Annotated in this window: 12 protein-coding genes; 5 read left to right on the top strand and 7 right to left on the bottom strand. The window is 76.0% G+C overall.

What is annotated here, in order from left to right; translation table 11 throughout:
- The first annotated feature begins 304 nt into the window (after positions 1-304).
- Positions 305-2188 (top strand): serine hydrolase domain-containing protein, encoded by a 1884-nt coding sequence (locus ABT403_RS21075; protein WP_425580098.1) that lies wholly within the window; start codon positions 305-307, stop codon positions 2186-2188.
- 22 nt (positions 2189-2210) lie between these two features.
- On the opposite strand, the gene ABT403_RS21070 is transcribed toward ABT403_RS21075, so the two are convergent.
- From ABT403_RS21070 to ABT403_RS21060, 3 genes are all read right to left on the bottom strand, one after another.
- A complete protein-coding gene (locus ABT403_RS21070) occupies positions 2211-3542 on the bottom strand; it encodes an AMP-binding protein (protein ID WP_344150841.1) in 1332 nt (443 codons plus the stop codon).
- Between the two features lie 111 nt (positions 3543-3653).
- The gene (locus ABT403_RS21065) at positions 3654-4079 is read right to left on the bottom strand and encodes a DUF6234 family protein (RefSeq protein ID WP_344150838.1); all 426 of its coding nucleotides are present in this window, start codon (positions 4077-4079) and stop codon (positions 3654-3656) included.
- A gap of 78 nt (positions 4080-4157) precedes the next feature.
- The gene (locus ABT403_RS21060) at positions 4158-4541 is read right to left on the bottom strand and encodes a VOC family protein (protein WP_344150835.1); all 384 of its coding nucleotides are present in this window, start codon (positions 4539-4541) and stop codon (positions 4158-4160) included.
- A 79-nt stretch (positions 4542-4620) separates the two neighbouring features.
- On the opposite strand from ABT403_RS21060, the gene ABT403_RS21055 reads away from it, so the two are divergent.
- The gene (locus ABT403_RS21055; protein ID WP_344150832.1) at positions 4621-5076 is read left to right on the top strand and encodes a carboxypeptidase regulatory-like domain-containing protein; all 456 of its coding nucleotides are present in this window, start codon (positions 4621-4623) and stop codon (positions 5074-5076) included.
- 21 nt (positions 5077-5097) lie between these two features.
- On the opposite strand, the gene ABT403_RS21050 is transcribed toward ABT403_RS21055, so the two are convergent.
- Positions 5098-5712 (bottom strand): TetR/AcrR family transcriptional regulator, encoded by a 615-nt coding sequence (locus ABT403_RS21050; RefSeq protein WP_344150829.1) that lies wholly within the window; start codon positions 5710-5712, stop codon positions 5098-5100.
- Positions 5713-5793: 81 nt separating this feature from the next.
- Between ABT403_RS21050 and ABT403_RS21045 the strand changes: the two genes are divergently transcribed.
- Entirely contained in the window at positions 5794-6960 is a 1167-nt protein-coding gene (locus ABT403_RS21045; RefSeq protein ID WP_344150826.1) for an FAD-dependent monooxygenase, read from the top strand.
- A 97-nt stretch (positions 6961-7057) separates the two neighbouring features.
- Positions 7058-7513 (top strand): nitroreductase family deazaflavin-dependent oxidoreductase, encoded by a 456-nt coding sequence (locus ABT403_RS21040; RefSeq protein WP_344150823.1) that lies wholly within the window; start codon positions 7058-7060, stop codon positions 7511-7513.
- A gap of 44 nt (positions 7514-7557) precedes the next feature.
- Here the strand turns inward: ABT403_RS21040 and ABT403_RS21035 are convergent, their stop codons facing one another.
- The 3 genes from ABT403_RS21035 to ABT403_RS21025 are packed head-to-tail and all read right to left on the bottom strand — an operon-like array spanning position 7558 to position 12568.
- Positions 7558-9144 carry a phytoene desaturase family protein gene (locus ABT403_RS21035; protein ID WP_344150820.1) on the bottom strand — a complete coding sequence of 529 codons (1587 nt, stop codon included), beginning with the start codon at positions 9142-9144 and terminating at the stop codon, positions 7558-7560.
- Positions 9141-11633, bottom strand: a complete 2493-nt coding sequence (locus ABT403_RS21030) for a serine/threonine-protein kinase (protein ID WP_344150817.1) — start codon at positions 11631-11633, stop codon at positions 9141-9143. Before ABT403_RS21030 ends, ABT403_RS21035 begins: the two co-directional genes overlap by 4 nt.
- Positions 11615-12568, bottom strand: coding sequence for an oxygenase MpaB family protein (locus ABT403_RS21025; protein WP_344150814.1), 954 nt, complete (start codon positions 12566-12568; stop codon positions 11615-11617). Before ABT403_RS21025 ends, ABT403_RS21030 begins: the two co-directional genes overlap by 19 nt.
- 261 nt (positions 12569-12829) lie before the next feature.
- Between ABT403_RS21025 and ABT403_RS21020 the strand changes: the two genes are divergently transcribed.
- Complete coding sequence (locus tag ABT403_RS21020) at positions 12830-13252, top strand: SAV_915 family protein (RefSeq protein ID WP_344150811.1); 423 nt, start codon at positions 12830-12832, stop codon at positions 13250-13252.
- The last annotated feature ends 3 nt before the right edge of the window (positions 13253-13255 follow it).

The following is a 13255-nucleotide window of genomic DNA, read 5'->3' as shown; positions in this document are numbered from 1 at the left end:
GGACGGGCAGATACCCAGTAGCGTGCGGAACGCCTGCGGCGGGCCGCGCAGGACACGGGCTCCCGGCCCGGGCGCCACGGGCGCGCATACGGACGGCCGGCGGCCGGGAGCCGGGGGCGCACGAGGACGGCGTCGGCGTCGGCGTCGGCGAAGGGCGCACGACGGGGCGGTTGGGAGAGGGAGAGGAGGACCGATCATGACGGAATGCACGGGGGCCTGCACGACGACGGCCGGAGCGAGGGCCGAGGCCGGGGCCGGAGGCAGGGACGCGTCCGGGGCCCGGGCGAGGGACACAGCCGGGCTGATGGAGGAGGCCGGGGCCCGGGACGGGGCCGGGGAGACGGCGACGGCGACGGCGACGAGGGACTTTGCCGGGGCCGGGGTCGGTGGGGAGCCGGGGTGCGGGCGGGGGCCGAGTCGGCGGGGGGTTGGGGCGCGGTTGCTGGCGCTCGGCGGGGTGCTCGTGCTGCACGCGGCCCTGCCGGGCGGGTCCGCGGCGGCCGCGGGCGGGCCGTCCGAGCGGCGCGCCCTCCAGGGGCTGCGCCTGCGGTACGGGTCCGCGCGGCAGGCCGGGCTGCTGGAGCGGCACCTGGAGGGGGTGGCGGAGGAGGCCCGGCGCTTCCTCGGCCCCTCCCCCGAACACCCCTACTACGCCGGGGCCGTGGTCCTCGCGGGGCGCGGCCGCACGGTCGCCCTGCACCGGGCGATGGGGGACGCCGTCCGGTACGCGGACTACGACGGGCGCACCGACCGGCCCCGGGAGTTCCCGGCCGCCGACCGGATCGCCATGGCCGAGGACACCGTCTTCGACCTGGCCTCCCTCAGCAAGCTGTTCACCTCCATCATCGCCGTGCAGCAGATGGAGCGGGGCCGGCTGGAGCTGGAGGCCCCGGTGGACCGGTACCTGCCGGAGTTCACCGGAGGCGGCAAGGAAGCCGTCACCGTCCGGCAGCTGCTGACGCACACCTCGGGGCTGCGCTCGTGGGCGCCCTTCTACCAGGAGTCCACCCGCGAGGGGCAGTTGAGGCTGCTGTGGTCGGTGCGGCCGCAGGACACCCCCGGGACGGTGTACCGGTACTCGGACCTGAACCTCATCGCGCTCCAGCTGCTCCTGGAACGGATCACCGGTCGCACTCTGGACACCCTGATCCACGACGAGATCACCGCTCCGCTCGGGATGCACCGCACGCGCTACAACCCCCCGCGCGCCTGGCGCCGGTCCATCGCCGCCACCGAGGTGCAGCGCCCCCCGTGGTCGGGCCTGGACCGGGGGCTGGTGTGGGGCGAGGTCCACGACGAGAACGCGTACGCCCTCGGCGGGGTCGCGGGCCACGCCGGCGTCTTCGGCACCGCCTGGGACCTGGCCGTCCTCTCCCGCGCCCTGCTCGACGGCGGGGTCTACGCGGGCCGGCGCATCCTGAGCCCCGCCTCGGTCGAACTGCTCTTCACCGACTACAACACCGCCTTCCCCGGCGACGACCACGGCCTCGGCTTCGAGCTCTACCAGCACTGGTACATGGGCGCCCTGGCCACCCCCCACTCGGCCGGCCACACCGGCTTCACCGGGACCTCCCTGGTCCTCGACCCCTCCACCGACTCCTTCCTCGTCCTCCTCGGCAACTCCGTGCACCCCGTCCGCACCTGGCGGGCCGGCAGCGCACCCCGTGTGGCCACCGGCAACCGCTTCGCCCGGGCCGTACCCGTCCGTACGAAGCACGGCGGCCCTGCCTGGTTCTCCGGGATGGACACCGGCGGCTCGGGCACCCTGACCCTCCCCCCGCTGACCCCCGCCACCGACGGGGCCCGCCTGCGCTGCGCCGTCTGGTGGGACACCGTCCCCGGCGCCGGGGCCTTCCACCTGGAGGCCTCACCGGACGGCACCACCTGGCAGCCCGTCCCCTTCTCGACGGTCCGCACCACGGGCGGTACCCCGGAGCAGTGGCCCGACGGCTCGGCGAGCGGCTGGTCGGGCCGCATCTGGCACCGTCTGGAGGCCCCCCTCCCCACCTGGGCGGGCCGAGAGGTCAGACTCCGCTTCCGCCACGCGTCGACGGGCCGCTACGTGGGCCGGGGCGTGTACGTGGACGTCATCCGGGTCTCCGAACCCCGCGCCCTCCTCTTCTCCGAAGACCGCCCCCGGGACGCCGCCCGCCTCGAACCCACGGGCTGGACCCGCTCGTCGGACTAGTCACCCCGCCCGGCCGCTGAACCTAGGCCCTCCCGGCGCGGCGGCCCGTCACCACCAGGTCGCCGTCGGGGGTGCGGTGGGCGAGCCGGCCCGTGCGGAGGTAGCCGTCGGGGGTGAAGGAGCGGGCGTCGCGGTCGGGGGCGCGGTAGTAGCCGCGGACCGTGTGCGGGCCCCTGGCGAGGAGTTCGCCCGTGGTGCCGTCGGGTACGGGGTCACCCCCGGCGTCCACCAGGCGGATCTGGTCGTCGGGCGAGAGCGGGCGGCCGTGGGTGGCGAGGGCGTCCGCGCCGGGGTCGCAGGGGCGGGTGAGGGTGAGGAAGCCCTCGGGCGTGCCGAAGACCTGCTGGACGCGGCAGCCCAGGGCGGCGCCGAGGCGTTCGGCGGTCGCCCGGTCCGGGGGTGTCCCGGTGAGCTGCGCGAGGCGCAGGGCGGCGGGGGCCGGCCCGGCGTCGAGCCAGTGCGCGGCGGCTTCGGTGGTCAGGGCGGTGACGGTCACCCGTTCCCGGTCGAGGAGCGGCAGGCAGGCGGCGGGGTCCGGTCCGTCGGCCAGGACGACGGTCCCTCCGGCCGAGAGGGTTCCGATGATGCCCGGGCTGCCGAGGACGAGGTCGGACGCGGCGGGCAGCGCGGCGAGGTACACGTCCTCCTCGGTGAGCGACAGCAGTGCGGCGGCGGCCGTCGCCTGGTACGCGAAGTCGTCGTGGGTCCGCGGGACGAGCACCGTGCCGTCGGCGACCAGCAGGAAGGCGACCTGCCCCGCGCCGAGCGGGAGCGCCGGCTCGGGCGGGGCGTCGAGGGAGCCCAGCGGGGCGTACTGGCAGTTCGACGGGTCGGTGGTCAGGCCGCCGTACGGGGACTCGGTGCCGGGTGCCTCGTAGGTGAACACCCTGCGCAGGAAGGGCCACCGGGCGGCGATGTCCGCGGCCATCGCCGTGTGGTCGAAGCCCCGGTACGTCGAGGGGCCGACGTAGCCGACGGCCTGGGCGGCCCGGACGAGTTCGGGCACCTCGGGCTCACGGCAAGAGGGCGGGCAGAACACGGGGACGAGCCCGGCGCGCATCAGCGCGAAGGCGGTGACGACGAACTCGGGGACGTTCGGCAGCTGGACGACCACCCGCATCCCGGGCCGCAGCCCGCGCCCCCGGAACCCGGCGGCCATGCGGTCCGCGCGCCGGTTCAGCTGCGCGTACGTGAGCCGGGTGTCACCGTGGACGAGCGCGGTGCGCGGCCCGTACTGGAGGGCCCAGCCGCGCAGCAGGTTGTCCAGGGTGTTGCCCCGCCAGTGGCCGGAGGCCCAGTAGTGGTCGACGAACTCCTCCGGCCAGGGCGTACAGCCGTCGAGCAGCGATGTCACGTTCCTACCCCTCCCCGTTGGTCCCGCCCAGCCAAGCCGCCCTCCCCCGGACCGGGCAATGCGCCGTGGCGACCATCGGGGACGGGCCGCTTCGGCGGAACGTCCAACCGGTCAGTCGCACCTGTCGCCGCTGAGGCAGAGCGTGAACTCCAGGCGGGGGCGGGGCTCGGGAGTGGGGTGGGAGCGGTCGCGGTCGTGCTGGTCGAGGACGAGCAGGGCGGCGACCCCGGCGGCGAGCAGGAGGTGGGCCACCACCGTCCAGCGGGCCCGCGAGACCATCGCGACCACGGCGAGGACCAGCACGGCGACGAGGCACCGCGACAGCCACACCCGCCCCGCGAGCTCGGCCGCCTCGATCCGCTCCCGGTCCCCCTGGGCGGCCCACCCCTCCATGCCGTGCCCGAAGAGACCGAGCACGATCACGACGGCTTCGAGGAGCAACAGCAGGACGGCGACGGTGACGTCCGCACCGGTCGAGGTCCGGTGGGACCAGGGCCGGTGGCGGCGGCGCGGGGCTTCGGCGGGAACGTGTGTCATGCCGTCACCCTGCCGGGGCGCCTCCGGGGCGCACATGAGTACGCGTACTCAAGGCCCCGGCGGGCCGCGGTGAGTAGGTCAGGCGGATTCCCGGATCAGGCAGAACGGGTGGCCGGCCGGGTCGGCGTAGACGCGCCAGCCCCGGGCGTCCGGGGTGGCGTCCAGGAGGGTGGCGCCCGCTGCCAGGGCGTGGGTCTCGGCTTCGTCCAGGTCCGCGACGGCGAAGTCCAGATGGGCCTGCTGGGGGTGGGCGGGGTCGGGCCAGCGCGGCGGCAGGTGGCCGGGGACCCGCTGGAAGGCGAGGACCGCGCCGGCGGGGGTGTGGAGGGTGGCCCAGTGGTCGTCGCAGGACCAGCGCCGGTCGGGGCGGTTGACCTCTCCGCCCAGCAACGCCTGGTAGAAGCGGGCGAGTTCGAGGGGGTCGGGGCAGTCGAGTACCACGCACTGCATTTCGGCGATCATGACGGGAGAGCTTAGATGGCGGGCGCCGTCCGGCGGGCATACCGTGGAAACGCGGGGGTGGCCGACGCGGGAGAGTGTCATGTACGGGCATGTGCGCAGCATCAGCGACGACGAGCCCATCGCCATGATCAAGGTCAGTGTCTACCGGCCCGATCTGACGCTCATCGACCACGTCTACACCGACGAGGACGGGTACTACGCCGTGGCGGTCGCCGCCGGCGAGCCGGTCGCGGTGCGGTTCGACACCCATCACTCGCTCGTCAACGCGGAGAAGTGGCAGCCTTCGGCGGTGGTCGGGGTGATCACCGATGACACGGTGCCGCTGGACCGCCGGCTGGTGCCCGTCGGGCAGTTCGCCGAGACCGCCACCGGGGTGGACGTGCTGGGCGGGTTCCTCCTCGCCTCGGCGGTGGAGGAGGACGCGGGTTACGCGGTCTCGGCGGCGGCACGGCTCGCCCAGATCAAGACGAACACCACGCTCCTCCAGGGCGTCCAGAACCTCCTGCTGCGGTACTTCGAGGGCCCGCGGACCTGAGCCGGCGCCGCCTCGCGGGGATCAGCCCGGGGCCGGGGCGTCCAGTACCGCGTCGAGCATGCGGCGGACGGTGGCGGTGAGTTCGGCCGGGTCGGGGGCGGGGCGGGAGTGGGCGAGGGCGCCCGCGAGGCGGTCGTAGAGCAGGCCGTCGGCCCAGGCGGCCAGCAGTTCGGCGGACTCCTGCGGCTCCCGCGCGCCCAGCGCCGCCAGGACCGCCACGCCGCGCGCCCGGACGGCGAGGCCCGCCTCGCGCAGGTCGGGTTCCAGTTCCGGGTTCCGCGCGGCCTCCAGGCTCAGCTCGAAGCGGGCCAGCTGGCGTGCGCGGCCGGCCGTCAGCCAGTGGTGCAGCAGGGCGCCGAGTGCCCGTGCCGCCTCGTCCCGGTCGGCCGGCGGGCTCGCCGGGCCGTCGGCGACGTTCAGCTCGGCCAGCCGCCGGTAGCAGGCGGCGATCAGGGCGGTCCGGGTGCGGAAGTAGTACGAGGTGCTGCCCGCCGGGAGCCCGGCGGCGCCGTCGACGGCGCGGTGCGTGAGGCCGCGCAGACCGGCGGAGGCGACGAGGCCGATCGCGGTGTCAGCGATCAGGGTGCGGCGGTCCGGGGCGGGTCCGGGGGTGGTGGCGGGTTCCTGGGTGGACATGGAGCCACTCTACAGCTGTAGAGTGAGCGGTGAGCCCTCTACGGATGTAGAGGATCGTTCGCGAACGCAGGAGGCCGTGCCATGCCCGTACGCCAGCGCCACGCCGTCGTCGCCGGAGCCGGGATCGGCGGGCTCACCGCCGCCCTCGCCCTGAGCCGCCAGGGCTGGAAGGTCACCGTGTGCGAGCGGGCGGACGGGCCCACCGCCGCCGGCGCGGGCATCGTCCTCGCTCCCAACGCCCTGCGCGCCTTCGACGCCATCGGCTTCGACCCCGCCCCCGAGGCCGCCCGCCCCACCCCGACGGCCATGGGACTGCGCCGCCCCGGCGGGCGCTGGCTCAACCGCGCCGACCCCGCCGCCCTCACCGCCCGCTACGGCCGGACCCCGCTCGCCCTGCACCGGTCCGCGCTCACCGCCGCGCTCGCCGCCGAGCTGCCGCAGGGCGCCCTGCGGTACGGGGCCGCCGTCACCGCCGTGGACGAGGCCGACGGGCGCGCGGTGGTCCGTACCGCCGCCGGGGACCTCACCGCCGACGTGGTGATCGCGGCGGACGGCATCCACAGCCCGCTGCGCCGCAGCCGCTTCCCCCGCCACCCCGGCCTGCGCTACAGCGGCGAGACCGCCTGGCGCACCGTGCTGCCCGCCGGGACGGCGCCCGCCGGCATCGAGGCCGCCGAGACCTGGGGGCGCGGTCAGCGCTTCGGTACGGTCCCGCTCGCCGACGGGGCACTGTACGCGTACGCCACCGCCGTCGTCCCCGAGGGGTACCGGCCCGCCGACGTCCGCGCCGAACTCCTGCGCCGCTTCGGCACCTGGCACCACCCGGTCCCCGCCCTGCTGGAGCGGATCGACCCCGCCCGGGTGCTCCGGCACGACCTCTACGACCTGGCCGCCCCGCTCCCCCGGCTGCACCACGGACGCATCGCCTGGATCGGCGACGCCGCCCACGCCATGACCCCCAACCTCGGGCAGGGCGGCTGCCAGGCGGTCGAGGACGCCGTCGTCCTGGCGCATCTGCTGGCCGGCCCGGACGTCCCGGCCGCGCTGGCGGCCTACACCCGGGCGCGGCTCGCCCGTACGGACGCCATCCGGGTCCGCGCACGCCGGGCCGGCCGGGTCGCGGCCCTGGGGAACCCGCTGGCCGCCACCGCCCGCGACCTCGCCTTCCGCGCCCTGCCCGCCCGCGCCTCGCTGCGCGCCCTGGACGACCTGTTCAACGGCTTCACCCTGCCCGGCCGGGCCGGGTAGGGCCGAACGGGGCGGGGCGGAATGCCCGCCGTGCCCGGGGGCGTTGGGACTCGCTGTCGAGGGTGTTGACCGTGCGATCGAACACAGGGAGAACGGCATGACGAGCGACATCGACTGGGACCACCCCGCCGACCCCAAGCCGGGCAGCTGGCAGCTCGACCACCTCCGCCGGTACGTCGCGTCGGACGGCGCCGACGGCCACGCGTGGCGCGGTACCCGGACCCTCCTGCTCACCACGGTGGGCCGGGTCTCCGGCAGGCCCGTGCGGACCCCGCTCATCTACGGCGAGGCCGACGGCCGCTACCTGCTGGTCGCGTCGAAGGGCGGTGCCCCCGAACACCCGCTGTGGTACCGGAACCTCACCGCCCACCCGGAGGTGCGCATCCAGGTCGGCCCCGAGGTCATGCAGGGCACGGCGCGCACCGCCACCGCCGAGGAACAGCGCGCGTACTGGCCGGTGATGGTCGGCGAGTGGCCCGCGTACGACGAGTACCAGGCGCAGACGGACCGGGCCATCCCGATCGTGGTGATCGAGCCGGACCGGGCCGGCTGAGGTCGGGCGAAGCCCGGCCCCGGGCGGGGGTAGGCGGCCGGAGGTCAGCGGTCAGCGGTCAGCAGCGCCATCGCCGCGTTGTGGCCCGGGATGCCGCTGACCCCGCCGCCGCGGACCGCACCCGCCCCGCACAGCAGGACGTTGGCGTGCTCGGTCTCCACGCCCCACCGGCCCGCTCGCCCGTACGGCCAGGACAGGTCGCGGTGGAAGATGTGCCCGCCGGGCAGGCGCAGTTCCTGCTCCAGGTCGAGCGGGGTCTTCGCCTCGATGCAGGGACGGCCGTCGGCGTCGAAGGCCAGGCAGTCGGTGAGCGGTTCGGCGAGGTGGGCGTCGAGCTGGGCCAGGGTGGCGGTGAGCAGGACCTCGCGCGCCTGCCGGTTGTCCTTCTCGAACAGCCGGGCCGGGGTGTGCAGTCCGAAGAGGGTGAGGGTCTGGCAGCCCTGCTCGGTGAGTTCCGGCCCGAGGATCGTGGGGTCGGTCAGCGAGTGGCAGTAGATCTCCGAGGGCGGTACGGACGGCAGCTCCCCGGCCGCCGCCTCGGCGTGGGCGCGCCGGAGCTCCTCGTAGCCCTCGGCGATGTGGAAGGTGCCGGCGAAGGCCTCGCGGGGGTCCACCGAGGTGTCGCGCAGCCGGGGCAGCCGGCGCAGCAGCATGTTCACCTTGAACTGGGCGCCCTCGGGGGCCCGCAGCACCGGGTCCGGGCTCTCCCCGAGGAGTTCGGCCAGCGCCCTCGGGGAGGCGTTGACCAGGACGGTGCGTCCGACGACCGTGCCCTCGCCCCCCGCCGTCCGGAAGACGACCTCGGCCGGGGAGGTGCCGTCGGTGTGGATCCGCAGCGCCTCGTGACCGGTGGCGATCTCCGCGCCGCCCGCACGGGCGGCGTCGGCCAGCGCGTCCGTGAGCGCTCCCATGCCGCCGACGGGCACGTTCCAGTCACCGGTGCCGCCGCCGATGACGTGGTAGAGGAAGCAGCGGTTCTGGGCGAGGGAGGGGTCGTGGGCGTCGGCGAAGGTGCCGATCAGGGCGTCGGTGAGGACCACGCCCCGGACCAGGTCGTCGGCGAAGCGCTCCTCCACCGCCCGTCCGATCGGCTCCTCGAACAGCATCCGCCAGGCCTGCTCGTCGTCGATCCGCGCCCGCAGCTCCTCACGGGTGGGCAGCGGTTCGGTGAGGGTGGGGAAGACGCGTCCGGCGAGGCGGCCGGTGGTGGCGTAGAAGGCGCGCCAGGCCTCGTACTCGCGGTCGGAGCCGGTGAGCCGGGCGAAGGACTCCCGGGTACGGTCCTCCCCGCCGCCGACGAGGAGTCCGCCGGGGCGGCCGCCGCGTTCGAAGGGCGTGTACGAGGACACCGTCCGCCGCCGTACCCGGAAGCGCAGCCCCAGATCGCGGACGATCTTCTCCGGGAGCAGGGACACGAGGTAGGAGTAGCGCGAGAGCCGGGCGTCGATCCCGGCGAAGGGCCGGGTGGAGACGGCGGCGCCGCCGGTGTGCCCGAGCCGCTCCAGGACCAGGACGGAACGGCCCGCGCGGGCCAGGTAGGCGGCGGCGACGAGGCCGTTGTGGCCGCCTCCGACGATCACCGCGTCGTACACGTCGTGCGCGAAACCCCGGGAGCCTGCGTCAGCGGTCATGGCTCTTGGTAACACACCTGACCGAGCCGCTCCAGACAGTGGGCCTCGTCGGCGTGGGCCAGGACGGTGTCCGGGTGCTCGTCGCCGAGGGAGCGCTCGCGGATCCCGGACAGCTCCCGGTAGACGGGCAGCGCCTGGTCCCAGCGGCCGAGCCGGCCGAGGCCGACGGCCAGTTCCCGGCGGCTGACCAGGGTGTCCGGGTGCTCCGCGCCGAGCGCCTTGGCGCGGGCCGCGCCCACCTCGCGGGCCTCGGCCACCGCCTCCTCCCAGCGGTCGAGGCGGCCCAGGTTGACGCCGAGCACGTGCCGGGCCCGCAGGGTCTCCGGGTCGGCCGCCCCGTAGGCCCGGGTGCGGTCGCGGACCAGGGACCGGAACAGGTCGAGGGCCTCGGCGGCGCGGCCGGTGCGGCCGAGCGCGATGCCGGTCTCGTAGCGGGCGGCGAGGGCGTCGGGGTGGTCCCGGCCCAGGACGCGCTCGCGGGCGGCGGCGACCTGGCGGAACACCGTCAGCGCCTCGTTCCAGCGGCCGAGCCGGCCGAGGGCGTAGCCGACCTCGTAGCGGGTCAGGAGCGTGTCGACGTGCTCGGGGCCGAGTACGGCGGTGCGGTCGGCCGCGACCTCGGCGGCGGCCTCGTGCGCCTCGGCGTGCCGCCCGAGGGCGCCGAGGGCGCAGGCCAGGTTGTGGCGGCAGCGCAGGGTGTCGGGGTGGAGCGGGCCGGTGGTGCGGACGCGGGCGGCGAGCACCGTCCGGTACATCTCGTACGCCTCGCCGTGGCGGCCGAGGCGGCCGAGTTCGTACGCCTCCTCCTGGCGGGCGGCCAGGGTGTCGGCGTGGTCGGGGCCGAGCACGCGCGCCCGGCCCTCCGCCACGGCCGCGTACACGGCGAGGGCCTCCTCGGGCCGGCCGGCCCGGCTGAGGGCGAAGGCGCGGATGTGCCCGGCGTCGAGGGAGTCGGGCCGGCCCGGATCGGTCGGGGCGTGCGTACGGACCACCGCCGTTCCGTAGGCGGTGGTCAGCCGGGGGTCGTCGGCGGGGGCGGGCCGCAGGATCCGCTGCTCGCCGGACGGGGAGCCGGGCCCGGGGTACCCGTCCGGGGCGAAGCCGCCGGTGTGACCCGGCCCGGGTACGGCGAGGTGGCCCGGCCCGGGCACGCCGAGGTGACCCGGCCCGGGCACGCCGGGGTGACCCGGCCCGGGCACGCCGGGGTGGCCGGTACCGGTCCCGTCGGCGTACCGCGGCCCGGGGACGGTGGCGTGACCGGTGCCGGCCGTGCCGGTGCCGGCGGACTCCGGGGCGCCCGCGTGACCGGACGGGAACACACCGGGGTGACCCGAAGCGGACGGGTGACCGGACAGCGGCAGGGAGGCCGTGCCGGACGCGGGGGCCGTCGCCGTGCCGGGGACCGGGCCGCCCGCCGGCCGCCCGCCGCCGGGGTGAGCGCCCGGCGGGTGCGGGTGGCCGGTCCCGGCCGGGGAATGCGCGCCGGCCGGGCGGCGGGGGGCCGTCCACGAGCCGGTGAGGACCGCCCACTCGCCACTGGCCGGCCGGGCGTCGATGCCCGCCTTGCGCCCGGCGGTCATCCCCGCGGCCCAGGCGGGCAGCGGGCCCCGCTCGCGGGACGCGCCGGGGCCGAAGCGTGCGTCGACCAGCCGCCGGTGCAGGTGGCGGGCGTCCCCGGGCCGCTCATCGGGGCGCTTGGCCAGCAGGTCGAGGACGATCCGCTCGAAGTACTCGGGCAGCTCCGGCCGGTGGTCGCGCGGCGGCACCGGCGCGGTGTCCCGGTGGCCGACCAGCACGGACCAGGAGTCGCCGAGGTCGAACGGCGGGGCCCCGGTGGCGATCTCGTAGAGGACGCAGCCCAGCGAGTAGAGGTCGCTGCGGTGGTCGACCTCACCGCCCGCGATCTGCTCGGGCGACATGTAGTGCGGGGTGCCCATGGCCATGCCGCCGCCGGTGAGCTTGGCGGTGAAACCGATGTCGTGGGCCAGGCGGGCGATGCCGAAGTCGCAGATCTTCACCGTGCCGTCGGTGAGCCGCATGATGTTGGCGGGCTTCAGGTCGCGGTGGACGACGCCCTGATCATGGGTGTAGCCGAGGGCGGCGGCCATCTGCTCGGCGATGTCGAGGACCACGTCGACGGGGAGCGGGCGCGCCTCGTTCTCCTCCATCAGCTGGCTGAGGTTGCGGCCTTCGAGGAGCTCCATGACCAGGTAGAGGGGCCCGCCGGCGGCGCTGTCGTCGCCGAAGTCGTGCACGACGGTGACGCCCCGGTGCTGGAGCGAGGCGGCGACGCGCGCCTCGCGGCGGAAGCGCTCGCGCAGCACCTGCGTGAAGTGCGCGTCCTGTTCGGCGCCGACCGGCTTGAGGCACTTCACGGCGACCTGCCGGCCCAGCGACTCGTCGCGGGCGCGCCACACCTCGCCCATGCCGCCGCGCCCGATCAGATCGAGTGACCGGTACCGGCCCTGGATCAGTCTGGACTCCGCCATGTCTTAAAGCCGCCCCCGTCGTCGTGCCCGTCGTCGTATCGCGCCCTCCCCAGCCGGTCCAGTATGGCCGCTGACTTACGCAGTGTGTACGCGGAGGGGCGGCTCCCGGGGCCCAGTCGGCGCATCGCTCTCAAGATGTGACCTGGAGGCAGCTGCCAGCGTAGACCTGCGGGAATGCTGCGCAGCACGCGACCCGTGAGGCGCAGGCGCCGGGTGACCGTGCGTGAGGGAGGTGCGGGCCGGCCGTACAGCTGGTGCGCCCAGCCGGGGAGGGTCGCGTAGGCGAGCCCGGCGAGGGGCCGCCACAGCAGGTTTCGGCCAGGAACGAGCAGCGGGGGAACGGGTGGTGAGCGCAGGAAGGCGTCGACGGCCCGGGCGTCGGACCCGGCGGCGAGCCGGGGCCGGACCCGCTCGAAGTAGGCGGCCAGGGCGGCGGTGTCGCCGGGCGCGGTGGCCGGGTCGAGGCCCACGAGCCGGGCGTTGACGCGGTTCTCGTCCACATACCGGTCGGCCTGGGCGGGAGTGAGGGGAACGCCGGACCGGCGCAGTACGTGCAGGAAACTGTCGATCTGGGCGCAGTGCACCCACAGGAGCAGTTCGGGGTCGTCCACGGGGAACCGCTCGCCCGTGTCCGGGTCGGTGGCGGACAGCCGGCGGTGGACGGCGCGGACGTGGGCGCCGGCCCGCTCGGCGGCCCCGGTGGTGCCGTAGGTGAGGGTGCCGACGAAGTCGGCGGTGCGCAGCAGCCGCCCCCAGGCGTCGTCCGCGAAGGAGGAGTTCTCCAGGACCCCGCGGACGGCGCGCGGGTGCAGGGCCTGGAGGTAGAGCGCGCGGACCCCGGCGATCCACATGACCGGGTCGCCGTGGCAGTGCCAGGTGACGGACCCGGGCCCGTACAGTCCCGGGTCGGCGCCGTCGTACGGAGCTCCGCTCATCGCCCGCCTCCCGCGGGGAGCCTACCCAGCCGGGCGCGGGTCCGACCGTCCCGGCGCGGCGCGGCGTGAAACCGCCGGGCGGCGGCGGGCGGGGCGTCAGCGGTGCGTCAGGACCGGGCCGGACGGCGTCAAGGTCCCGTCAGGGGCCGTCGGCGGGCGTCCGGTGGCGGGGATAGCTTCGGTGGCGCGCCCCGGACCGCCTCCCCGCAGCCCGGGGCGCCCGAGCCCGTACGTCATCCGTGGTTCCCCTGGGAGGGCCCCATGTGTTTGTTCCAGTACGACGACGACCCCGAGCCCGAGGAACGCGTCCCGGCCGGACTCCTGTACGTCCCGGTCCGGCCGGGTGCCGGTGAGGTGGCGCTGCGGCTGTTCCGCACGCCGCTGGGCGCTCGTACCGCCGTCGGCTTCACCCGCGCCGAACGGCTGGCCGCCGTCCTCGGGGCGGGGCACCCCTGGATCCGGCTCTCCGAACCGGCGCTGCGCGCGCTGGCCGAGCCGCTGGGGGCGACGCCGCTGACCGTCGACCCGACGCTGACCGCGCCTGCGCCCTCGGGGGATTCCGGGGGCCGTGCCGGGGACGTCACGCGCGCCGACGGCGCCGGCGCCGTCCGGGCCGTCACAGCCACCGGGGCCGCCGGGGCCGCAGGGGTGACCGGGGCCGCCGAGGCCTTCAAGGCCGTCTGAAGG

Origin of the sequence: Streptomyces sp. NPDC000075, from assembly GCF_040301925.1 — a bacterium.
Lineage (GTDB): Bacteria > Actinomycetota > Actinomycetes > Streptomycetales > Streptomycetaceae > Streptomyces > Streptomyces polychromogenes.
Note: the sequence above shows the minus strand (reverse complement) of the source record. Positions and strands in the feature narration are given on the sequence as shown.